This window comes from Mycobacteroides sp. LB1 (assembly GCF_013449725.1).
Classification (GTDB): domain Bacteria; phylum Actinomycetota; class Actinomycetes; order Mycobacteriales; family Mycobacteriaceae; genus Mycobacterium.
Genome location: NZ_JACCFF010000004.1, coordinates 106,459 through 129,045 on the forward strand (window position 1 = coordinate 106,459; position 22,587 = coordinate 129,045).

Genomic DNA, 22,587 nt, shown 5'->3' on the forward strand with positions numbered 1-22,587 from the left:
TGAGCATGACCGATCTCGCCTCTATCCCGTTGACCGCACTCGATGGCTCAGAGCTGTCACTCGCAGATTTCGGCGATAACGCCATTCTGGTTGTCAACGTTGCGTCGAAATGCGGTCTCACGCCGCAGTACGCGGCTTTGGAGAAGCTAGCCGGCGACTACTCCGAACGTGGCCTCACGGTGCTCGGAGTGCCCTGTAATCAGTTCATGGGTCAGGAGCCGGGGACGGCAGAGGAGATCCAGACGTTCTGCTCCACTACCTATGGGGTGACGTTTCCGCTGCTGGAGAAGACCGATGTCAACGGGGAGAGTCGGCATCCGCTGTACGCCGAGCTCACCAAGACCGTGGATGCCGAGGGCACTGCGGGGGATGTGCAGTGGAACTTCGAGAAGTTCTTGATTGCGCGGGATGGTGCTGGATCTTTCCGGCCGGTTAACCGATTCCGGCCGACGACGGTGCCGGATGCCGCCGAGGTGATCGCGGCTATTGAGAAGGAGCTGGGGTAGCGGTCGAGCGGCGACGGATTCGGGCGCCGTTCGTAGTGCCCGGCTACGAGCGACAATCTTGGTCTGGGCTTTCTGGATTGCGCATTGTCGCTCCGAGGCGGGCACTTTGGGCTGATGCTTGAGCGTTCTTTTCGATGCGGGGTGTCTGACACCTTGCGTACATCTGAAGTTGCCACACTGGCGGCATGGCAGGACAGCTGCTGGTATCGGTATCGGGAATATGCGACCGCACTCTCGACGAGATCGCTGTATTCACTGAGGAAATGGACAAGCGGTCGATTCCGCTGTCGTTCCTCGTGTCTCCCCGTTTGAAGGGCAAGTACCGCCTGGTGGAGGACCAGCCGACGGTCGACTGGTTGGCTGCGCGCCGGTCGCGGGGTGACGCCATCGTGCTGCACGGGTACGACCAGGCTGCGACCAAGAAGCGTCGCGACGAGTTCGCCGCGTTGCCCGCGCATGAGGCCAACCTGCGTCTGATGGCCGCCGACCGCGTGATGGAGCAGACCGGGTTGCGTACGCGACTCTTTGCGGCGCCCGGTTGGACCGCGTCATCGGGAGCCGTTGAGATGTTGCCGCGCAATGGTTTCCGTATGAACATCGGGCTCTCGGAGATCACCGATCTGGTGAGCGGCACGTCGGTGCGGGCGCGAGTTCTGGGTATCGGCGAGGGATTCCTGTCCGAGCCGTGGTGGTGTCGAATGCTGGTCCTGTCGGCCGCACGGACCGCCCGTCGTGACGGCGTGGTGCGGGTGGCGATCTCGGCCAAGCACCTTCGTAAGCCCGGTCCGCGGCAGGCCATGATCGATGCCATTGATCTGTCGCTGCTGCACGGTTCGGCGCCGGGCATCTATGAGTGGTTGCCCAAACAGGTATTACACAGCGTGGCCTAGTCGGTACAGTTTGCTCCATGCGTCACGCACGGGGGATTGCCATACTGATGTCGATCCGGGTGTCGGGCGCAATCGCGCTGGTGGTCTTTCTGGCCGGATGCACGGCGCCCTCGCCGGTGGCCCAACAGCCATCCGCCACTACGTCGACGACGGCTGCGCTTTCGCCGACCCTGCCGCAAGGGACTTCGACCACCGAGGTCTTCCCGAACTTTCCCGATCTCACCGGCTTCCGCGAACGTGGGATGACGGGCTACGAATACGGGGATCTCAAGGCATTCGCCGACGGTGGCTACTACCGCTTCTCCACACCGGACGGCCTGCGTTGTCAGATGAAGGGATGGAACAGCGGCCGCGGCGGCCCACCTGGGATTGTCGAGTGCTGGGGATCGATGCCCGGTACACCTGATTGGGCGCGCGCGGTTGCGGCGTCCAACGGTGCGCCCGGCAAGTTCTTCGACCCCAAGAAAGGCCCCGAACCGTCGGGAACGTTCCGGCCGCTGCCACCGAAGTCAACGCTCAGGGTCAATTTGTTCGAGGGTGACTACATGTTCTGTGCGGTCGGCGACGCCGGGATGACGGCGTGCCGGATGGGCTACCTCGATGCTTGGGGACATGGCTTTGTGCTTTCACCGCAAGGAAGTTGGACCTTTTAATCGCAGTATGACCCCGCTACGGTGAACCGGTGACTGATACCGACGCCATCGTTGTAGGCGCAGGCTTGGCCGGTTTGGTGGCGACCTGTGAATTGGTGGACCGCGGCAAAAACGTCATCATCGTCGATCAGGAGAATGCCGCCAACCTCGGCGGGCAGGCCTATTGGTCGTTCGGTGGTCTGTTCTTCGTCAACAGCCCCGAACAGCGCCGCTTGGGGATCAAGGATTCCCACGAGCTGGCCCTGCAGGACTGGCTCGGCACCGCTGGATTTGACCGTCCGGAGGACCACTGGCCGCGCCAGTGGGCGCACGCGTACGTCGACTTCGCGGCGGGAGAGAAGCGAAGTTGGTTGCGTGCCAGGGGTTTACAGACATTTCCCCTGGTGGCCTGGGCGGAGCGCGGTGGCAAGGATGCGTTGGGGCCGGGTAACTCGGTGCCGAGATTCCATATCACCTGGGGCACCGGTCCCGGTCTGGTGGAGATCTTCGCCAGACGCGTGCTCGCCGCGGTCGACCGTGGCCAGGTGCGCATCGCCTACCGGCATCAGGTCGATGAGCTAATCGTCGAAAACAGCACCGCCGCCGGCGTCCGCGGCACTTTGCTGGAGCCGTCAACCGTCGCGCGTGGTATTGCCTCCTCGCGAACAGCAGTGGGAGAGTTCGAATTCCGCGCGCAAGCCGTCATCGTGACCAGTGGCGGCATCGGTGGCAACCACGACCTGGTACGCGCAAACTGGCCCGAGCGCTTGGGACGTGTTCCGTCCCAGCTGTTGACCGGCGTACCGGCCCATGTCGACGGCCGCATGCTCGGGATTTCGGTCGCTGCAGGCGCTCACCTGATCAACCGCGACCGGATGTGGCATTACACCGAAGGCATCACCAACTACGACCCGATCTGGCCGGGGCATGGAATCCGTATCCTGCCCGGGCCCTCATCGCTCTGGTTGGACGCCAACGGATCTCGCATACCTGCGCCGCTGTTTCCCGGATTTGACACCCTTGGCACGCTGGAACACATCTGCCGCAATGGGCACGACTACTCGTGGTTCATCCTGAATGCGCGGATCATCGCCAAGGAGTTCGCGCTGTCGGGGCAGGAGCAGAATCCCGACCTCACGGGCAAGGATGTGCGTGGGGTGCTGCGGCGCGGTAAGGCGGGACCGGCGGCGCCGGTGCAGGCGTTCATCGACAAGGGCGTCGATTTCGTCTCCGCCACGAACTTGCCGGACCTCGTCGCCAAGATGAACGCACTCCCGGACGTCACCCCTGTGGACTACGCGATGATCGCCCAGCAGGTGACGGCCCGCGATCGGGAGGTGGCCAACCCGTACGGCAAGGATCCGCAGATCGCCGCCATTCGTGCCGCACGCGCGTATCTCGCCGACAGGTTCACCAGGGTGGTGGCCCCGCATCGGCTCACCGATCCCAAGGCGGGTCCGCTCATCGCCGTGAAGCTGCACATTCTTACGCGAAAGACCTTGGGCGGCTTGGAAACCGATCTCGACTCGCGCGTTCTGCGCGCCGATGGCAGCTGCTTTGAGGGGCTGTACGCGGCCGGCGAGGTCGCCGGGTTCGGTGGCGGCGGCGTGCACGGGTATCGCGCATTGGAGGGCACCTTCCTGGGTGGTTGCATCTTCAGTGGACGGGCCGCGGGCCGCGGTGCGGCCGAGGACATCGGCTAGCCCCTAGCCCCTAGCCCCTAGCCCGTCGACACGCCGCGTTGCGCAGGGTTCGTATCGCACATGTTCGCCACGAGACGGCGTGTCGGCGCCAAGAAGGCCTGGAAGGCCTAGCAGTCCTAGAAGGTGACCGCGTCCTCGTGGGGTAGCACCTGGAATTCGGCGTCGGACATCTCGCGAAATCGCGTGTAGAAGAACGGGTATGCGGCCTCTTGCAGGATGCCCTGGTGAATGGGCACCGCCCGGGCCGGGTTCACCGCGCGCAGGTACTCGATCGCCTCGGACACCTTCATCCACGGCGCTGCCGCCGGCAGCGCCAGCACGTCGACATCCTCGCCGGGCGCGAAGAGCGCATCGCCGGGATGCATGAGCCGTGCCGGATGGTCACCGTCGCCGATCAGATACGAGGTGTTATCGATGAGCGGGATCTCAGGATGGATGACCGCATGCTGGCCTCCCACCCCGCGCACACTCAGTTCCGCGACGGTGAACCGGTCGCCGGCGTGCACTGCCTGCCATGGCTCGCCCAGCTGCGCCGCGGTCATCGGATCGGCGTAGAGCGCCGCCCCGGGGTTGGCGTCGACCAGCGCGGGTAGCCGCTCCAGATCCACGTGGTCGGGATGCTGATGGGTGATCAGGATGGCCGACAGACCGGTGATGCCCTCGAATCCGTGCGAGAAGTTGCCGGGATCGAACAGCAGAGTGGTGCCGCCAAAATCAGCCAGCAGGCACGAATGCCCGAAGTGGGTCAGCCGCATGAAGGGGAGTCTAGGCGGGATGTGGCCCGTCCCACACGGTAAAGTCAGCCCGTGGCCCGAGTCGTCGTAAACGTCATGCCGAAACCCGAGATCCTGGACCCGCAGGGACAAGCGATCGTGGGTGCACTCGCCCGCCTTGGCTATGCCGGTGTGGCGGACGTCCGTCAGGGCAAGCGCTTTGAAATCCAAGTCGACGGCGATCTGTCCGATGACGCGCTGGAGTCGATCGCCGAGGCGCTGCTCGCGAACACGGTCATCGAGGATTGGGAAGTAGTTCGCGAGTCATGAGCGCACGTATCGGGGTCATCACCTTCCCGGGAACCCTCGACGATGTCGACGCCGCCCGCGCGGTGCGACTCTCCGGCGCCGAGGCCATTTCGCTATGGCATGCCGACGTCGATCTGAAGTCCGTCGACGCGGTGATTGTGCCCGGCGGCTTCTCCTACGGCGACTACCTGCGCGCCGGGGCCATCGCAAGTCTTGCCCCCGTGATGCGCTCGGTGGTCGAAGCCGCCGCGAAGGGTCTGCCAATCCTGGGTATTTGCAATGGTTTCCAAGTGCTGTGCGAGGCGGGGCTGCTGCCGGGGGCGCTGACCCGCAATGCCGGTCTGCACTTCGTGTGCCGCGATGTGTGGCTGGGTGTCGACGCCAACCACACCGCCTGGTCCTCCCGCTACGAGCAGGGTGCCGACATCCTGGTGCCGCTCAAGTCCGGCGAGGGCCGTTACGTCGCCTCGGAGGAGGTGCTCGACGAGCTGGAGGGTGAGGGACGGGTGGTCTTCCGCTACCGCGAGAATCCCAACGGCTCGATGCGCGATATCGCCGGGATCGCGTCGGCCAACGGTCGCGTGGTCGGGTTGATGCCGCATCCGGAGCACGCCACCGAGGCACTCACCGGCCCCAGCGATGATGGGCTCGGCATTTTCTACTCGGCGCTCGACGCCGTGCTTACCGCTTGAGCTGCGCCTCCAGTAGGCATTTGCTGCCGATTCGGCATGTCGGCCGCATGCTCTAGCCTTATCTGGCGGTGGGGTATCACCGCCCCCGGCCATGTTGGTTGGCTCTTCGATAGTGGAAAGCAAAGCCGAATTCAGCTGGTTTGAGCATCAAGGCCTCAGCTGTTATGCAGTTTGCCGATCTCCCAGCTATGCTCCCACCAACTTAGGGAGGAGCATGTTCATGGGGTGGTCAGTCAGGCGTAAAAGGCGAGGTATGGCGGCGGCCATGTCGATTGTGATTGCGGTTATCGGGTTCGCGAGCCCGGCGAGGGCGGACGGCAGTTTGGCGGACAAGCCGAGCTCACAATTGATGTTGCTGCTTCCTGACGACGCCATTCCCGCAGACTGGAAGGTGGAGAAGGACGATCTCGCCGGCGCAACCAGTAGTGGTGACCAGTTGTGTCACCAGGCTGGTGACGCGAATGGTGCCAAGGTTAACTTTCTGGTTCGTTTGCAAGCGTTGTCGCGTTGTACGGAATCGGTCGATGTTCTTTACGGCAAAGAGAACCCCGGGGTCGACATGATCGCCTGGGCCAAGTCCATCGTGCCCGCGCAGGGGTTCAACACCCTGGAGACGGGCACCGCGTCGGTGCAGGTTTCGTCCGCGCCCGGCCCGAACACCGGGCCGTATCCGTCGGTCACGGCGCTGATGCGGCCGGCCGACATGGACCAGGAGATTCCAGGGCAGCTGGTGACGTGGGTCCGGGTTCGTGGGCTGCTCGTTGTAGTGCGATCGTTCGCGTGGGATGCGGGTGAGGGGCGGGCGAGGCTTGACCAGGTGGTGCACTCGGCGATCGGGAAACTCCAGGCCGTTTGATCTTCTCGTTGCCCACCTTTGAGCGACAAGCAAGATAACGAATTGCTTTGTCGCTCAAAGGTGGGCACACATGAGTGTGTTTAGAGCCCGGGCTCGCCTAGGGCAGTAGCGCGACCGACGCCTCGGCGGTGTAGCTCAGGAATGTCAGGGTCTCCTGCAGGTAGAGCTGCACGCTGTCTGCGTCATGGGACAGGTAGCCGATGGTGACATCGGTGCCCAGCTGCAGATCGAAGTCGCCGCCGCGGCAGCTCAGCACGAGTGCGCCGTCGATCGCCGGCGCCCAGAGGATCTCCCCGGTGACCAACCGGCGAAGGTGCTCGCGGATCGGGTACCCGCGATCGGAGGCCTCGCTGACCTTCGTGTACTCCTCAGCCGACAACAGCACCGAGTACGGGCCGTCAACACCCGCCAGCCGCAGCTCCGAGAGTGCTTGCGCGACGACGTCGGGATACTGGCGGACATCGTCGGGCAGCTTGAGCTCGGGATTGGAGCTGGATTCGCGGATACCGACGATCGAGGCGGCGGGATAGCCCTCGAAGATCGCCCGGTCCTCGGCGAACGCCAGCTTTTTGGCAGCCTCCTTGACCGGGTCCCAGTCGGAGTCCTGAGAGCCGCGCTCCACATCGTCGATGGCGGACCGACTGATGGTGAAGGGGACTCGCAGCCGCACAAGCGGTTTGCTTTCCCGCAGGTGCGCTTGCACGCCGTCGGCGGGTGCCGCCACGTCGAGTAGGTGTCCGGTGCTCACGGCCGCGCTAGAGGGACCGCCCGGCTCGCTGACGTCAACCACCCGGCGTCCGGCGATATGGCGTTTAAAGGTACGGCTGGCCTCGGTTTCGATCTCCGCCCACGCCTCGTCCGTGATGGGTGCGAGTTCGCGATACAGGTTGTTCATGCCGACGTTCCTTTCAGGCTGCCGATGGATAGGGACCCGTGGTATTCAGTGGATTTCGCGGCTACCTGAGTGGGCAGCGGCGGGGGAGCATCGAGGAAGTCGGCGGACGGCGCGAAGAACAGCCCACCGGTGACCGCGGTCGAGAAGTCCAGGATGCGGTCGGTGTTCCCCGGCGGATCCCCGACAAACATGTTGCGCAGCATGCGTTCCGTGACATCCGGGGTTCGCGAGTAGGCGATGTAGTACGTCCCGAACTCGGACTTACCGAGCTCTCCGAAGGGCATGTTGCGCCGCAGGATCTGCAGTTCGTTGCCCTCCTCGTCTTCGATGACGTTCAGTGCCACATGAGAATTCGACGGTTTCACGGCGTCGTCGAATTCGATGTCATCGAGTTTGGTGCGCCCGATCACCTTCTCCTGCTCGTCCACGGTCAGGGCGCTCCAGGCGGCCATATCGTGCAGATACTTCTGCACGTGCACGTAGCTGCCTGCGGCGAAATCCGGGTCCTCGGCACCGACAAGGGCGGCCGAGGCGGCTTCGTCGCCGTCGGGATTCTCGGTGCCGTCTACGAAACCGAGCAGGTCCCGGTTGTCGAAGTACTGAAACCCGCGCACCTCGTCCACCACGGTGATCGCACCCGCCAATGCCGCGGTGATGCGCCCCGCCAGTTCGAAACAGCGGTCCAAGGTCGTGGCTCGAAGGTGAAACAGCAGGTCACCGGGTGTGGACGGGGCAGTATGTCGCCCACCTCGCACTTCCGGAAACGGCCACAGCTGCGCGGGTCGTGGCCCGGCGAAGAGTCGGTCCCAGGCATCCGATCCGATCGCTGTGACCAGCGACAACCCACGTGCCGGGTCACGGAACCCGATGGCCTTCGCCAGGCCGGACAGATTGGGTAGAGCGTCGTGAACTGCCTGTTCCGCGCCATCATCGACTGTCACCACAAGGAAGATGGCCGATGAGGACAGCGGTTCCAGGACCGGTTGCGGCGCGGGATCGGGCACTCTCCGACCCTAGACCGGATGCGGTCAGCCATCATGGGAAGGGTGACCGCGACCGCCGCAGGACTGTGCCAATTCATCGACGCCTCGCCGTCGCCGTTCCACGCCGTGGAGACGGTGGCGCAGCGTCTCCGCCAGGAGGGCTTCACCGAGCTCTTCGAGGCGAACCGTTGGCCGGGGCATTCGGGCGACTACTTCACGGTGCGATCGGGTTCGATCGTGGCCTGGCGTGGCGGTGACTCCGATGCCTTCCGGGTGATCGGTGCCCACACCGACAGCCCGAATCTTCGGGTGAAGGCCAGTGCTGACCGCGTGCAAGCGGGTTGGCCCATGGTCGCCTTGGAACCCTATGGCGGCGCCTGGGTGCAGACCTGGCTGGACCGCGATCTAGGGCTGTCCGGGCGGGTGCTGGTGCGTGACGGAGATACGTTGCGGTCCACATTGATTCGTATCCAGCAGCCGATCCTGCGGGTGCCCAACCTGGCGATCCATATGGTCAGTGCGGAGGAGCGCAAGAAATGGGTGATCGACCCGCAGTGGCATATGAACTCGGTGTGGAGCGGTAAGCACAGCTTCGACGAGTTCATCGCCGAGCAGCTGGGGGTCGCCGCGGCCGATGTGCTTGGACGCGACCTGATGGCACACGACCTCACTCCGGCCGCGCTGATCGGCCCGGACCAGAGCCTGATCAGCGCCCCGCGTTTGGACAACCAGGCCAGCTGCTATGCCGGTGTGGAGGCCTTCCTGGCCGCGGAATCGACGTCGACGGCGGTATTGGCGCTTTTCGACCATGAGGAGATCGGTTCGGTGTCCGGACATGGCGCGCACTCCGATCTCCTGTCGACGGTGCTAGAACGAATCGTGCTGTCCAGCAACGGCACCCGGGAGGATTTCCTACGGTGTGCGGCCGCGTCGTTGATGGTCTCGGCCGATATGGCACATGCCACCCATCCCAACTATCCGGACCGTCATGAACCGGGCCACCACATTGCCGTCAACGCCGGACCGGTGATCAAGATTCATCCGAATGTCCGGTACGCCACCGACGGGCGGGGGGCGGCGGCCTTCGCCATGGCATGCGAGCGGGCCGAGGTTCCATTCCAGCGGTACGAACATCGAGCCGATATGCAGTGCGGTTCCACCATCGGTCCGTTCGCGGCATCACACACCGGCATGGTCACGGTCGACGTGGGCGCGGCCACGTTGGCCATGCACTCGGTGCGTGAGCTGATGGGCGCGCATGACGTGCCGATGTACGCCGATGCGCTGCAAGCGTTTCTGGAGTTGCCGGCTACATCGTGAAGCGCAGATTAGCAACGATCTTCCAGCCCAGATCCGGGTCGCCGTCGAGCGTGAATCCGTTGCGGTTCGCACTGGCCCGCCCGCCGAGGTGGCGGGCGAACTCACAGGTGTCCGCCGTGAGCGTCACATGCGGGGGCTCCGAGAACTGAGCCACGATACGCGCGCGATCCGGAATCTCGATGTTGACATTCTGCGCGCCGATTCCGTTGAGCACGAAGCGGATCCGGCTGCCCTGGGGTGCACCCGCCCGTTTCCCGACGAGGAACGGCAGCGCGTTGATCAGCTCGGTGAGCGCGGGCGCTGCCGGCACCGGGTCGGCCGGAGCGGCCAGCCCGAGACTGTCGCGGACATCCAATTCGTGCATCCAACAATCGAAGTCGCGGATCTGCATGAATCGGCCATAACTCTCCTGGCCCACGGGCGTCACAGTCTCGGCGTTGAACTGCTCCTGGGACAGGCCCTCAAGGAGGGCCAGGCGCGCACTGGTCACGGTACGCAGGTCGTTCAGCACCGCAGCCGGCGGCAGCTTGCGGTAGTAGGTGAGCCACCGTTCGTTGAGGACACCGACGGGATTGTGCACGTGCGGAAGACCGGCCACGGCCTCCTCGGTGCTGGGGATCGGGTCGCCCGAGAGCAGGCGTTCGGTGCTCACCACATGCGCGATGACGTCCTTGACGGCCCATCCTGGAAGCACTGACGGTGCGGCCCACTGTTCGTCTGTCAGTGAGGCGCCCAGCTCGTCCAGCGCGGTCCACTCGGCGGCCAGCGCGGCGACGACGGGTTCCTTGGCGACGATCGTGACGGTCATGGCCCGAGCCTACGAGAGCCGGCGTGGGCAGGTCTCGAATTGGGTGCTGTCGACCGCCGCGCGATGAATTTCTCGGATTCTGTCGGTCTGTCTCCCTACAGTTGTTCCATCGGGGATTTCGAGAAAGGAATCTCATGTCCGTCACATCGACGTTCAGTGAAAAAACCGCGCCGGAGAAGATCGGTATCGCGCTGAGCGGCATCATCCTGCTGTTCCTGCTCTTTGATGCCCTGCCCAAGATCTTCGGCGTGGAATGGGCGCAAAAGGCCACTGAGCAGCTGGGCTTCCCGGCGTACCAAACGGCACTCATCGGTTGGGTGCTGCTGGCATGCACCATCGCCTGGGCCATTCCGCGCACATCGGTGCTCGGCGCCGTGGGGTTGACGGCCTACCTGGGCGGTGCGGTCACGATCGACATGCATGAGGAGCTGTGGTTCCCCGTCGTGTTCGCGATCGGTTTCGGACTGCTGATCTGGGCGGCGATGATCCTGCGCCGGCGCGAACTACTGAAGGTGCTGATCGGCTAGCGCGGGCAGGTCTTGAACTGCCGGCGGAGCTCGGTCCGGGTTCGACGTTAGAATCTGCTGGTGACTTCACGGGTTGACACGGTCGATAACGCAACAGCCACCCCCGATCACCCGCAGCCCTTCGCTGAACTAGGGCTCAAGGACGACGAGTACGCGCGCATCCGGGAGATCCTCGGCCGCCGCCCCACCGATGCCGAGTTGGCTATGTACTCGGTGATGTGGAGCGAGCACTGCTCGTACAAGTCCTCCAAGGTGCACCTGCGCTACTTCGGGGAGACCACCACCGAGGAGATGCGCTCGGCGATGCTCGCCGGTATCGGGGAGAACGCCGGGGTGGTGGACATCGGTGACGGTTGGGCGGTCACCTTCAAGGTCGAATCGCATAATCACCCGTCGTACGTCGAGCCCTATCAGGGCGCCGCAACGGGTGTTGGCGGCATCGTCCGCGACATCATGGCCATGGGTGCCCGGCCGATCGCCGTCATGGACCAACTGCGTTTCGGAGCCGCCGACGCCCCCGATACCCGCCGTGTCTTCGATGGCGTGGTGCGCGGTATCGGCGGTTATGGAAACTCGCTGGGGCTGCCGAATATCGGTGGCGAGACGGTATTCGACGCCTCGTATGCCGGTAACCCGTTGGTGAATGCGCTCTGTGCCGGGGTGCTGCGCAAGGAAGACCTGCATCTGGCCTTCGCCTCCGGTACCGGTAACAAAATCATCCTGTTCGGCGCGCGCACCGGGCTCGACGGTATCGGCGGCGTGTCGGTGCTGGCCTCGGAGACCTTCGGCGGCGACGAGACCGAAGGCGCCTCGCGTAAGAAGCTGCCCAGCGTGCAGGTTGGCGACCCGTTCACCGAGAAAGTGCTCATCGAGTGCTGCCTGGAGCTTTATGCGGCGCATCTGGTGGTCGGCATCCAGGACCTCGGTGGCGCCGGATTATCCTGCGCCACATCGGAACTTGCCTCGGCCGGCGACGGCGGCATGCACATCGATCTGGAGAAGGTGCCGCTGCGTGCCACCGGGATGACCCCCGCGGAGGTGCTGTCCAGCGAGTCGCAGGAACGCATGTGCGCCGTGGTGACGCCCGATAACGTCGACGCGTTCATGGCGGTGTGCCGCAAGTGGGACGTGCTCGCCACTGTCATCGGTGAGGTCACCGATGGCGACCGGCTGCGGATCACCTGGCACGGCGACACCGTCGTCGATGTGCCGCCGCGCACCGTCGCTCACGAGGGCCCCGTGTATCAGCGTCCGGTGGCCCGGCCCGACACCCAGGATGCGTTGATCGCGGACACCACAGCCGGTTTGGCGCGTCCGTCCACCGGTGACGAGCTGCGGCAGACGCTGCTGGACATGATCGGCAGCCCGCATCTGTGTAGCCGCGCCTTCATCACCGAGCAGTACGACCGGTACGTCCGCGGTAACACCGTGCTGGCCGAACACGCCGACTCGGGCGTCATTCGGATCGACGAGCAGACCGGCCGCGGAATCGCCTTGGCCACCGACGCTTCCGGCCGCTACACCGTGCTCGATCCGTACACGGGCGCCCAGCTGGCACTTGCCGAGGCCTACCGCAATGTGGCGGCCTCCGGGGCCACCCCGGTCGCGGTGACCAACTGCCTGAACTTCGGCTCCCCGGAGGACCCCGGTGTCATGTGGCAGTTCTCCGAAGCCGTCCGCGGCCTCGCGGACGGCTGTGTGACGCTAGGTATCCCGGTGACCGGAGGCAATGTCAGCTTCTACAACCAGACCGGTACCACTCCGATCCTGCCCACACCCGTCGTAGGGATCCTCGGTGTGCTGGATGACGTAAATCGGCGCATCCCAACGGGATTTGGAACCGAACTCGGTGAGACGCTGATCCTGCTGGGCGATACTGCCGACGAGTTCGACGGCTCCATCTGGGCGCAGGTGGCACACGATCACCTGGGCGGCACACCGCCGAAGGTCGACCTCGCTCGGGAGCAGCTGCTGGCCCAGGTGCTCACCGCGGCATCCCGCGATGGGCTGATCTCCGCCGCTCACGACCTGTCCGAAGGCGGCCTGATCCAGGCCGCTCTGGAGTCCGCACTGGCCGGTGAAACCGGTTGCCGCATCCTGCTTCCCGAGGGTGCCGATCCGTTTGCCTTCCTCTTCTCCGAGTCGGCCGGGCGGGTGCTGGTGGCCATTCCGCGCACCGAGGAGAGCCGGTTCCTGTCGATGTGCGAGGCGCGGCAGCTCCCCGCCGTGCGGATCGGTGTCGTCGATCAGGGTTCGGATTCCATTGAGGTGCAAGGTCAGTTCTCCATCACGCTCGCCGAGTTACGAGAGGTTCACGAAGGCGTGCTGCCCAGGCTGTTCGGATGAGCGAGACTCCTGGAGTACCGGTCACCACGAGCACCGTCGATCCCGATGACTGGATCGGTCGCAGCTGGCTGGCATTCCAGGAGCTTGAAGAGCACGTGAACCGGCACCCCTTGGTGGCCTGGGCGTGGAATCTGCTGCGGCTGGATTTCTGTGGAATTGCCTTTGGTGCCTTGTTCTTCTGCCTTTCGCTCACCCCGTCGCTGATGCCGCGCACCTGGCTTTTCCAGGGGCTGATCGGCGGTTGCACCGCCGCCATCGGCTATGGCATCGGTGTGGTTCTCTCCAAGCTGGTGCTGCGCTTCTGGCTACGCAACCAGCGGTGGTGGCCCCTGCGTGATCGGGTGATGGTGACCGCCAAGCTCGGGGTGGTGGTGGTGTCGGGCGCATGCTCCCTGGCGATGATCGTGCCCGCGGCACGCTGGCAACGTGAGATCGCCGCCCTCATGGAAACACAGGGCCCATCCACTCTCGAGTACTCCAAGGCCTTCGTGGTCTCGATTGCCTTTGGCGCACTGATTATTTCGATCTCCCGGGTACTGCGCGACCTGGTGCGACTACTGGCCCGTTTCCTCATCCGCCGTCTGTACCTCAGCCGTGAGGTATCGCTGTTGATCGGCACCGCCATTGTGGTGGTCTTGGCCATCCTGCTGTTCAACGGTGTGCTGGTGCGGGGCTTCTTCGCTGCCGCGAATGCCTCCTTCGGCCCGCATAACGACACCACCCGCGCCGGTGTCGAGCAGCCCATACAGCCGGAGCGCTCCGGAAGCCCCGCGTCGCTGTCCTCCTGGGAAAGCTTGGGATTTGAGGGGCGTAACTTCGTCTCCGGCGGTTTGCATGCCAACGAGCTGGCCAAGGTGAACGGCCGCCAAGCCAAGGAGCCCATACGGGTATACGCGGGATTGGAGACCGCGGGCACCGCCGAGGAGCGGGTCGACATTCTGGTGCGAGAGCTGGAGCGCACCAAGGCGTTCGAACGTAAGGTGCTCGTGATCGCCCCGACCACCGGCACCGGCTGGGTGACACCGAGCGCCGCCCGGGGCATTGAGCTCATGTACAACGGGGACACCGCGATGGTGGCGACCCAGTACTCCTTCCTGCCCAGCTGGATCTCGTTCCTGGCCGATAAGGAGAAGGCGCTCGCATCGGGCAAGCTGCTGATCGGCGCCGTCCAGAAGCGCTGGGCGCAACAGCCCGAAGGGCACCGCCCCACGCTGCTCATCTACGGCGAGAGCCTGGGATCGTATGCGGGACAAGGAGCATTCGACTCTCTGGGCGATATCCGCGCCTCCGGGGTCGACGGGGTGCTGTGGACCGGCCCACCCAATTTCAGCAATCTGTGGAGCACGCTGGTCACGCGGCGGTGGCCGGGAACCCTTGAGGCGCGGCCGGTATTCGACAGCGGGAACACCGTGCGGTTCGCGATAGGCCCCGATATCGACGCCCTCGCCCAACAGGAATGGCGGACCCCGCGGGTGCTCTTCGTGCAGCATCCGTCCGATCCGGTGACCTGGTGGTCGCCCGATCTGCTGTTCACCGAGCCTGATTGGCTCAAGGAGGCGCCGGTGGGTGACCGACCCAGCGCCATGCGTTGGTACCCCATCGTCACCTTCTGGCAGGTGGCGGCAGACCTGGCCAACGCGGTCGGAGTGCCCGACGGGCACGGCCACAATTACGGCGTCTCCTCGGTCAACGGGTGGGCAGCGATCGCCGCGCCGTCGGGCTGGACCCCGCAGGACACCGAACGGATCCGAAAGGCACTCGACGACACCGCGTCGCTCGACGGCCCCGACACGTGACCTCACGCGCCGGAGTGCTGGTCCTGGCCGCCGCGCTGGCGGCCTGGCCGGCGGTGCTGGGACGGTTCCCGCAAGGTTGGCGGCCAATGCTCGGGGCGGGGGCCAGTACCGCGCTCGCCGCCGCGGCCGATACCCCGCTGGGCCTACGCCCACCCCAACTCGGCGCGGGTGTGCGGCTCGGCGGACTCGTCGCGTCCGTACTCGCCGTCATCATCGGTGTCTCACCGGCACTGAAACCGGTGCGCACTTCCATGCGGGAGCGGGACATCGACCTTCATCCCGCGGCATGGCTGGGGTTGCACATTCCGGTGGGCACGGTGTGGTCGGAGGAGCTCGCGTTTCGTGGAGTGCTGCAGCCGCTGGCGTCCGAGGTGTTCGGGAATCGGCTGGGTGGAATTCTGCAGGCGGCGGCGTTCGGGCTGGCCCATATCCGGCCCGCGCGGGCCGCGGGAGACTCCATACCGGTGACGGTGGTGGTCACCGGGTTATCCGGCTGGTTGCTCGGTTGGCTACGTGAACGCTCCGGGAGCGTGGCGGCACCGATATTGGCCCACTTGGCCCTGAACGAGGTCGGGGCGGTGGTGGCACTGATGGTGCAGCGGTCGGGCCGCGGACAAGATCAGACGGTCCGACCGTAGATGTAGTGCGGTATTTCCCCGAATCCCGGACTCCTGGGTACTCGCTGTAGATAATCGGCGGATGGCCTCGAACTGGAGAAGCAGTATTCGGCGTGCCGGTGCCGCGCTGGCAGGACTGACGGTCGCCGCCGGAGTCGCACTGGCCGGACCCGCCGGCGCCGACCCCGGGCAGGGAGCGTCGCTGCCCGTATTCGTCCCGCATCCCTCGGACTGGTCACCGGACAACTCGGTGTTTCCGTACAACATGTGGCAGAACCGGGCGAGCGATGAGCAGTTCACGGCGCTGCGGGATTCTTGTCAGTGGTTCAACGCGCAGTACGACACCCTGATGGGCTCGGTGTTCGGATTCCAGAATTACCTGCGTGATCACCGCGATGTCTGGGCGGCCTCGGGTTCGGACACCGTCGGCAATGTGGTCACCGCCAACCTGGATCAGTCGGCCGCATTCCTGGATCCCCGGGTGCATACCCTCTACATCACCAATTACCCCGATCAGAGCCAGTACTCGCCGCTATACAACGGCGACTCCTTCTATCACCTGTGGTTCCAGTTCACCCAGATCAGCGACAAGATGAAGCAGCAGCTGCCATCCGGCGTGATCAATGCCAATATCGCCACGGCCAACGTCTACGGGAACACCATCCGCAACTCCGGAGTCTGCGACGGGGCGTAGTTCTTTTGCCCGGTCATTCGGCCGGGTTCGGCTCCCTAGATAGGCTGGCAGATATGCCAGCTCGTGCCCCGGATGCCGCGTCGACCCGGGCGGCCGTTCTTGCGGTGGCTGACTGGTTGGGTAACCCGCAGGTGCCTGAGCCGGAGCGTGCGGTACTCGCCGACGCCGTCCGTTTCACTGCCCGGACGCTCGCCGCCGCCGCACCCGGTGCCTCCGTGGAGGTGCGGGTCCCCCCGTTCGTTGCGGTGCAATGCATCACGGGTCCGCGCCACACCCGTGGCACCCCACCCAACGTCGTGGAGACCACCCCGCGGGCCTGGCTGCTGATGGCCACCGGACTGCTGACCCTGGATCAGGCCATTGCCGATCGGTCGGCCACCGTGTCCGGATTCCGGGCCGGTGAGATCGCCGACTGGCTGCCGTTGGTGCGCGTCACCTAGCGGGGCACGCCGCCTGATTCCACTCGGTTGCCGGCTCGGCAGAAACCCCGGGCCGGCCGATTCCGCGTTCAGCAACCTTGCCCGTAGACTGATGTGGTCACCCACCCCCCACCAGGGAGCAGCCATTGTGACCGCACAGCCCATTGAGCTCGAGAACGACCCGCGCGAGGAATGTGGCGTATTTGGAGTCTGGGCGCCTGGTGAAGAAGTAGCCAAGCTCACCTATTACGGCCTGTACGCGCTGCAACACCGTGGTCAGGAGGCCGCCGGCATAGCCGTCGCGGACGGCTCACAGGTTGTGGTGTTCAAGGATCTCGGCCTGGTCAGCCAGGTATTCGACGAGCAGACCCTTGCCGCCATGCTGGGACATGTGGCGGTCGGACATTGCCGCTACTCCACCACCGGTTCGGTTACCTGGGAGAACGCCCAGCCGGTGTTCCGGACGACCGCCGCCGGCACCGGAATCGCGCTGGGTCACAACGGGAACCTGGTGAACACCGCCGAGCTCACCGCGCGGGCACGCGATGCCGGCCTGATCAACTCGAAGGCGCCTGGCAGAGCCACCACCGACTCGGACATCATGACCGCGCTGCTGGCACACGGGGCTGCTGACGCCACCATCGAACAAGCGGCGATGACACTGCTGCCTACCGTGCGCGGTGCGTTCTGCCTGGTGTTCATGGACGAGAACACGCTGTACGCGGCACGAGACCCGCACGGGGTCCGGCCACTGTGCCTGGGCCGCCTCGACACGGGGTGGGTCGTCGCCTCGGAGACCGCCGCCCTAGACATCGTGGGTGCGTCGTTTGTCCGGGATATCGAGCCCGGCGAGCTGCTCGCCATCGACGCGGACGGGGTGCGTTCGAGCCGCTTCGCCAGCGCGACGCCGAAGACCTGCGTCTTCGAATACGTCTATCTGGCCCGCCCCGACAGCATGCTTGACGGGCGGTCGGTGCACTCCACCCGCGTCGAGATCGGGCGCCGGCTTGCCGCCGAACACACCGTTGACGCAGACCTGGTGATCGGTGTTCCCGAGTCCGGCACACCCGCGGCCGTCGGCTATGCCCAGGGGTCGGGTATCCCTTATGGGCAGGGGTTGATGAAGAACGCCTACGTGGGCCGCACCTTCATCCAGCCGTCGCAGACCATTCGTCAGCTCGGTATCCGCCTGAAGCTCAACCCGCTCCGCGAGGTCATCCGTGGCAAGCGGCTAGTGGTGGTGGACGATTCGATCGTCCGCGGCAATACCCAACGGGCGCTGGTGCGGATGCTGCGCGAGGCGGGAGCGGCCGAGATACATGTGCGTATCGCCTCCCCGCCGGTGCGTTGGCCATGCTTCTACGGCATCGACTTCGCTTCTCCCGCAGAACTTATCGCGAACGCGGTAGAGTCGGAGGACGAGATGCTGGATGGTGTCCGCACCGCAATCGGTGCCGACAGTCTCGGCTACATCTCGGCCGAAGGAATGGTCGCGGCCACCCAGGAGCCTCGCTCACGGTTGTGCTGCGCATGTTTCGACGGGAATTACCCGATCGAGCTGCCCAAGGAAACGGCATTGGGCAAGAACGTTGTCGAGCACATGCTCGCGGCGACCGCGCGGGAAACATCAAGCGACAGCGCTGATTCCGTCCAGACACACTAGTCGCTACGTTCCTGGGGTGGGTACACCTCAACGACGGTGACATCCCGGAGGACCTTGAAGTTCTTTTTGATGATCTCAATCTGGGCGTCGATCATGCCCTCGAGCGCCGTCATGAAGGAATGGTGAAGGTCCCCGGTCAGGATGATTTCGTCGATCAGCACGAACAGCTCCGCCGTGACGGATGGCTTCTCCTCGTAGACGTTGAGCACGATGGTAGTGGTCGCGCCCTGCAGTCCTTTCGACACGACCTGATAGCGGCCCCGACGGGTGGCGAGAAGTTCTGCCTTCTGGGTGGTTTCGACAACCTCCCACTCGATGGGCATCATGAGGCCGGCGAGTCCGGTCAATGTGGTGAATCTGTCTCCAGCGGTGAGGTCGCCGAGGCGACGACGCTGATCGGCAGAGGCGATGGGTGCGTGATTGCCGGGTTCGATGTCGTCTGCCGACGGTAACTCGAGTTTCGACACGAAGTAGATGGCCTCAAGGCTGCGGGTGACCTCGAAACGCCGTTCAGCCGATAGCAAACTTCCGCCCCCTTGGATCTTATTTGCCCGAGGTTATGTGACGGATGGGACGTACGCGATGACCGAATCAAGCGAATTACTTGACCGAACGCGCACACGCCCGGTACTGAGCCGGTGACGAGCCTGTCCATCGGCGAAATGCTCGGGTGAACGCGCTGACTTCAGAGAAGCCCAGGCGACTCGAGAGGTCGGTGAGCGATTCCTTCTCGCTCTCAAGGCTTTCGATGGCCTCATCGCGAAGTGTCGCGTCGCGGATCTCCCGGACCGAGGTGCCGAACTCAGCCCGCAGGGTTCGTTGCAGGGCCGAAGAGGTTATACCGAGCATGCCCGCGATCTCGCCGACGGCGGCGACTCTATGCCCAACTCCTGTCTGGACGATGCGCCGGATTCGGTCCGGCAGCTCCGTCTGGAAATCGCGCGTTTCAAACCACACCTTGTCGGGGTGATCGAAGAGTGTCGTTATCTCCGACTCCGTACGAAGGATTGGTGCATCCACCAGATCGGCATCGAGAACCAGTGCCGCAGAATCGCTATCGAAACGGATAGGGGCGTTGAATATGTCGCTGTGCTCCGAGTGCCCGTCGGGTTGTGGGTGGGGGAGGTGCACGTACTCGACTCGGACTGGGCGCATGGTCATCCAGCTCAACATCAGGACCGCGATGGTCATCGCCCACTCGGTACCTGGGATCCCCGGCAAGCGGAGAGTGGACACGTCCACAGAGATGGTCGCGCGCCGGCCCGATCTGGACGTGACGAAGGTGGGTGCCCCCAACACCGCCTCTCCGAACGCGGTCCACCGGTCGAACACGGCGGTTAAGGTTCGGGCCGTCGCCAGGCTGAACAACAGCATGCGGATGGTGCCGGAGGGGACCGGGATGGTGCTCATGCCGAATGATTCGTCATTGGTCCGGGAGTACCCCGTGTGCACGAGTGTCCGTACCTGCTCAGGGGAGATCGACACCGGCTCGCCTTCGAGGAGACGTGGTGAAATCCCCGCCTCCATCAGCATTTTGGCTGCATCTGCACCGCGCTGTCGTACCTGATCGACGGCGGCGGTGCCCCATCGTGCCGGGATCGACACCTCTGCCACGCCACCTCCTGAACACTGACCCAGGAAAGATCTTGGTATAGATCGTTGCCGGATTCAACTATTGGGCGACCGGTGTTCTGTCTGGGTATGCATGGCCGAGGAGGTGAACAGGGCGAGCGGCTAGCTCCCGGAGTACCGGGGAACGTCGATTCCCCTTGTGCGCAATGATTCCGAGACCTTGCCCAGCAAGCGCAGCAGCTCGTCCTGTTCCTTTGTGCTCAAGTCGTCGAAGAGGGCCGCCGCGGCCGACTGGGATGGACCAAGCTCTGTCAGTGCGAACCGCCTTCCGGTGTCGGTGATCTCGAGGCAGGTGATCCGGCGGTCGCGCTGATGCGGCACCCTGCGGACCAGGCCCTCCTTCTCGAGTCCGTCGATCAGGACGGTCATGCTCCGTGGCGACATGCCGAGATGTTCGCCAATTTCGCTCATCCCGGCCGGATCGGTCCGGGTGGTCAGAGCGATCAGAACACTCGCACGGGGGATGGTCATGCCGCCCTCGGTGGTGATGTTCATCCGCGACCAGGTGGTGACGGCCTTCGCCGATTTGACGAATGTGAAGAGCAGCTCGAGATTCCTATCGGTACTTGACATTCCAACTCTTATCAATTGATAATATCCGTGTTGATATATTCGCCTAGATCTTAGACCTCGTGGGAGAGCAAGCGTGCCTCAATCGCCGCAGCGCGTGATCGTTATGACCGGGGCCACCGGTGGCCTCGGTGCCCAAGCAGCCAAAATTCTTGCCGAACAACCTGATATCCGCCTGATCGTGGGCGCGCGCGGTACTGGACGGAGTGTGCCGGGGGCCGAGGTGCTCCCGCTTGACCTGGTCTCCTTGAATAGCGTTCGAAGCTTCGCCGACGCCGTGAGTCAGCTACTTGGCGATACTCCGATCCACGCACTGGTGCTCAACGCCGGGCTGCAGTTCCGCGACGCACAACACCGAACGGAGGACGGTTTCGAAACGACCTTCGCCGCCAATCACCTGGGTCACTATCTCCTGGCGCGGCTGCTGTTGCCCAATATTGCCGAGAAGGGTCTGCTGCTGATCACTACCAGCGACACGCATGATCCGGCGATCATCCCGTTCGCGCCGCGTGCGCTTGAGCCCCAGAAGCTGGCGCATCCAGAGAGTGGGGGCGCCGCGGCAGGATTCCGGGCGTATGCCGCTTCGAAGCTGTGCAATCTGCTTACCGCCCGATCGTTCGCCGCGCGTGCGGATGTGACACGTCGTGGCATCGAGGTGATCGCCTACAACCCGGGCCTCACCCTGGGTACCTCGTTGGCGGCTCCGGACTCGGCGGCAGTACGGCTGATAAGTGTCGGGCTGCGTCCCGCGATGCGATTGATCTCCCGGTTCCGTCCGCAGTTCCATCCCGGGACGGCTGAACGCGCGGGGGAGGCACTCGCCGAGCTCACACTCGGTGCCGTAGCGCCGCCGCCTGGACGCATCTACGTATCATTGGTCAAGGGGGACATCACTTTTCCCGACCCCGCCCCTTTGGCGCAAAGCGATGAGGCGCGCGATCGGCTGTGGCGAGAGAGCGCCACGATGGTGGGGCTAGAGCCGGCCTGAGCTGACGAAGAAGTCGACGAGCTCGTTGACTGTCGTCTCGATCGGGCGTGGGTCGTAGCCCAGCTCGGTACGGGCCTTGGTGATATCGACAGCGGGGGACACCGTCAGCTTGTTGAACGCGGCACGGCTCAGCGCATCATTCTTCAGCAGCTTGCCGAGCGGCTCGATGACCGGAATCGCTGCGTTGAGCAGACTCATGGGCAGTGCGAACAGCGGGCCGCGCTTGCCCACGTGCTGTGCGGCCAGGCGACACACCTGCAGTAGGCCGCCCGTGTGTCCGCCAAGCAGGTAGTTCTCGCCGGTCCGCCCCTTCTCGCCGGCCAGGTACAGCCCGGCCGCGACATCGCGGGCATCCACCAGGTCATACGTGCTGGCGACCATCGCGGGCAGCCGCCCGCGGGCGCTGTCGAACAGCAGCTTGTTAATGCGTGACAGTGGCGATGGAGCAGCCAGATCCACCGGGCCATAGACCCCGGTGGGGTTACCGATGACTGCGTCCAGACCTGATTCGATGGCCTCGCGTACGGCCACTTCGCCACCCCATTTGGAGCGCTGGTAGACGGGCAGGTCAGCACTCGTCGAGCGTGGAGACTTCTCATCGATGGTGGCCACGCTGTTGGAGTACGAGTCGATCGAGCTGCAGTGCACCATACGGCGGGCGCCGACCGCGAGGGCGGCTTGCGCGACGGTGCGGGCACCCTCGGTGTTGATGCGCCAGCACAGCTCGTCCTCGTGCTTGAGGGTGATGACGGCGACCAAGTGGTAGACCACCTCGACGCCGTCGAGGGCCTTCGTCATCGAGTCGAGGTCGAGGACATTGCCGGATACCCAGGTAACGGCCGGGCGGGTCTCTGGCGAGCTGGGCACCGCGCGGTCAATGGCGACCACCTCATGGCCGTTTTCCACCAGTAGATTGACCAGGTTGGTGCCAATGAAGCCGGCGGCTCCGGTGACGGCAGTCTTCATCTTCGTCCCTTGTGTGGCTCGGGTGTCTTGACCGCCGGGCGCTCGTGCGGACGACGGGATCG

Annotated in this window: 24 protein-coding genes; 16 read left to right on the forward strand and 8 right to left on the reverse strand. The window is 64.6% G+C overall.

All coding sequences use genetic code 11. The annotated features are described in order from the left end of the window. The first annotated feature begins 5 nt into the window (after positions 1-5). From MLB1_RS16690 to MLB1_RS16705, 4 genes are all read left to right on the forward strand, one after another. A complete protein-coding gene (locus MLB1_RS16690) occupies positions 6-506 on the forward strand; it encodes a glutathione peroxidase (RefSeq protein WP_180750968.1) in 501 nt (166 codons plus the stop codon). A 185-nt stretch (positions 507-691) separates the two neighbouring features. Beyond that, positions 692-1,396, forward strand: a complete 705-nt coding sequence (locus tag MLB1_RS16695; protein WP_180750969.1) for a DUF2334 domain-containing protein — start codon at positions 692-694, stop codon at positions 1,394-1,396. Between the two features lie 17 nt (positions 1,397-1,413). Then, entirely contained in the window at positions 1,414-2,049 is a 636-nt protein-coding gene (locus MLB1_RS16700; protein ID WP_180750970.1) for a hypothetical protein, read from the forward strand. 29 nt (positions 2,050-2,078) lie between these two features. Then, positions 2,079-3,731, forward strand: coding sequence for an FAD-binding dehydrogenase (locus MLB1_RS16705; RefSeq protein ID WP_180750971.1), 1,653 nt, complete (start codon positions 2,079-2,081; stop codon positions 3,729-3,731). 116 nt (positions 3,732-3,847) lie between these two features. Here MLB1_RS16705 and MLB1_RS16710 read toward each other — a convergent pair whose 3' ends face one another. Beyond that, positions 3,848-4,486 (reverse strand): MBL fold metallo-hydrolase, encoded by a 639-nt coding sequence (locus MLB1_RS16710; RefSeq protein WP_180750972.1) that lies wholly within the window; start codon positions 4,484-4,486, stop codon positions 3,848-3,850. Positions 4,487-4,537: 51 nt separating this feature from the next. Here MLB1_RS16710 and purS point away from each other — a divergent pair, with 51 nt between their 5' ends. The 3 genes from purS to MLB1_RS16725 all read left to right on the forward strand — a co-directional run bounded on the left by purS (position 4,538) and on the right by MLB1_RS16725 (position 6,301). Continuing rightward, entirely contained in the window at positions 4,538-4,774 is a 237-nt protein-coding gene (gene purS / locus MLB1_RS16715) for a phosphoribosylformylglycinamidine synthase subunit PurS (protein WP_180750973.1), read from the forward strand. Beyond that, positions 4,771-5,445 (forward strand): phosphoribosylformylglycinamidine synthase subunit PurQ, encoded by a 675-nt coding sequence (gene purQ, locus MLB1_RS16720; protein ID WP_180750974.1) that lies wholly within the window; start codon positions 4,771-4,773, stop codon positions 5,443-5,445. Before purS ends, purQ begins: the two co-directional genes overlap by 4 nt. A gap of 265 nt (positions 5,446-5,710) precedes the next feature. Further along, a complete protein-coding gene (locus MLB1_RS16725) occupies positions 5,711-6,301 on the forward strand; it encodes a hypothetical protein (protein WP_180750975.1) in 591 nt (196 codons plus the stop codon). A gap of 97 nt (positions 6,302-6,398) precedes the next feature. Here the strand turns inward: MLB1_RS16725 and MLB1_RS16730 are convergent, their stop codons facing one another. Together MLB1_RS16730 and MLB1_RS16735 are read right to left on the reverse strand one after the other, a co-directional pair. After that, positions 6,399-7,196, reverse strand: coding sequence for a family 1 encapsulin nanocompartment shell protein (locus MLB1_RS16730; RefSeq protein ID WP_180750976.1), 798 nt, complete (start codon positions 7,194-7,196; stop codon positions 6,399-6,401). Continuing rightward, positions 7,193-8,200, reverse strand: coding sequence for a Dyp-type peroxidase (locus MLB1_RS16735; RefSeq protein ID WP_180750977.1), 1,008 nt, complete (start codon positions 8,198-8,200; stop codon positions 7,193-7,195). The genes MLB1_RS16730 and MLB1_RS16735 overlap by 4 nt, the downstream gene beginning before the upstream one ends. Before the next feature lie 42 nt (positions 8,201-8,242). Between MLB1_RS16735 and MLB1_RS16740 the strand changes: the two genes are divergently transcribed. Then, entirely contained in the window at positions 8,243-9,499 is a 1,257-nt protein-coding gene (locus MLB1_RS16740) for a M18 family aminopeptidase (protein ID WP_180751255.1), read from the forward strand. Here MLB1_RS16740 and MLB1_RS16745 read toward each other — a convergent pair. Beyond that, on the reverse strand, positions 9,489-10,307 hold the full coding sequence (locus MLB1_RS16745) for a maleylpyruvate isomerase family mycothiol-dependent enzyme (RefSeq protein ID WP_180750978.1): 819 nt from the start codon (positions 10,305-10,307) through the stop codon (positions 9,489-9,491). The two genes, MLB1_RS16740 and MLB1_RS16745, sit on opposite strands and share 11 nt — an antisense overlap. Positions 10,308-10,441: 134 nt before the next feature. Here MLB1_RS16745 and MLB1_RS16750 point away from each other — a divergent pair, with 134 nt between their 5' ends. The 7 genes from MLB1_RS16750 to purF all read left to right on the forward strand — a co-directional run bounded on the left by MLB1_RS16750 (position 10,442) and on the right by purF (position 18,369). Next, positions 10,442-10,834: a DoxX family protein gene (locus tag MLB1_RS16750; RefSeq protein ID WP_180750979.1), complete on the forward strand. Its 393-nt coding sequence runs from the start codon at positions 10,442-10,444 to the stop codon at positions 10,832-10,834. 60 nt (positions 10,835-10,894) lie between these two features. Beyond that, a complete protein-coding gene (gene purL / locus MLB1_RS16755; protein WP_180750980.1) occupies positions 10,895-13,180 on the forward strand; it encodes a phosphoribosylformylglycinamidine synthase subunit PurL in 2,286 nt (761 codons plus the stop codon). Beyond that, the gene (locus MLB1_RS16760; protein WP_180750981.1) at positions 13,177-14,976 is read left to right on the forward strand and encodes an alpha/beta-hydrolase family protein; all 1,800 of its coding nucleotides are present in this window, start codon (positions 13,177-13,179) and stop codon (positions 14,974-14,976) included. Before purL ends, MLB1_RS16760 begins: the two co-directional genes overlap by 4 nt. After that, positions 14,973-15,614, forward strand: a complete 642-nt coding sequence (locus MLB1_RS16765; RefSeq protein ID WP_371750638.1) for a CPBP family intramembrane glutamic endopeptidase — start codon at positions 14,973-14,975, stop codon at positions 15,612-15,614. Before MLB1_RS16760 ends, MLB1_RS16765 begins: the two co-directional genes overlap by 4 nt. A gap of 61 nt (positions 15,615-15,675) precedes the next feature. After that, positions 15,676-16,287, forward strand: a complete 612-nt coding sequence (locus MLB1_RS16770) for a hypothetical protein (RefSeq protein WP_180750982.1) — start codon at positions 15,676-15,678, stop codon at positions 16,285-16,287. Positions 16,288-16,340: 53 nt separating this feature from the next. Beyond that, positions 16,341-16,727, forward strand: a complete 387-nt coding sequence (locus MLB1_RS16775) for a sterol carrier family protein (protein ID WP_180750983.1) — start codon at positions 16,341-16,343, stop codon at positions 16,725-16,727. A 91-nt stretch (positions 16,728-16,818) separates the two neighbouring features. Beyond that, positions 16,819-18,369 carry an amidophosphoribosyltransferase gene (purF, locus tag MLB1_RS16780; RefSeq protein WP_219603231.1) on the forward strand — a complete coding sequence of 517 codons (1,551 nt, stop codon included), beginning with the start codon at positions 16,819-16,821 and terminating at the stop codon, positions 18,367-18,369. Here the strand turns inward: purF and MLB1_RS16785 are convergent. From MLB1_RS16785 to MLB1_RS16795, 3 genes are all read right to left on the reverse strand, one after another. Continuing rightward, complete coding sequence (locus MLB1_RS16785) at positions 18,366-18,893, reverse strand: hypothetical protein (RefSeq protein ID WP_180750985.1); 528 nt, start codon at positions 18,891-18,893, stop codon at positions 18,366-18,368. The two genes, purF and MLB1_RS16785, sit on opposite strands and share 4 nt — an antisense overlap. 76 nt (positions 18,894-18,969) lie before the next feature. Then, positions 18,970-19,983, reverse strand: a complete 1,014-nt coding sequence (locus MLB1_RS16790; protein WP_180750986.1) for an AraC family transcriptional regulator — start codon at positions 19,981-19,983, stop codon at positions 18,970-18,972. 120 nt (positions 19,984-20,103) lie between these two features. Further along, the gene (locus tag MLB1_RS16795; RefSeq protein WP_180750987.1) at positions 20,104-20,574 is read right to left on the reverse strand and encodes a MarR family winged helix-turn-helix transcriptional regulator; all 471 of its coding nucleotides are present in this window, start codon (positions 20,572-20,574) and stop codon (positions 20,104-20,106) included. A 103-nt stretch (positions 20,575-20,677) separates the two neighbouring features. Between MLB1_RS16795 and MLB1_RS16800 the strand changes: the two genes are divergently transcribed. Next, a complete protein-coding gene (locus MLB1_RS16800; protein ID WP_180751257.1) occupies positions 20,678-21,559 on the forward strand; it encodes an SDR family NAD(P)-dependent oxidoreductase in 882 nt (293 codons plus the stop codon). On the opposite strand, the gene MLB1_RS16805 is transcribed toward MLB1_RS16800, so the two are convergent. Next, a complete protein-coding gene (locus MLB1_RS16805) occupies positions 21,545-22,525 on the reverse strand; it encodes an NAD-dependent epimerase/dehydratase family protein (protein WP_180750988.1) in 981 nt (326 codons plus the stop codon). The two genes, MLB1_RS16800 and MLB1_RS16805, sit on opposite strands and share 15 nt — an antisense overlap. Positions 22,526-22,587 lie beyond the last annotated feature (62 nt).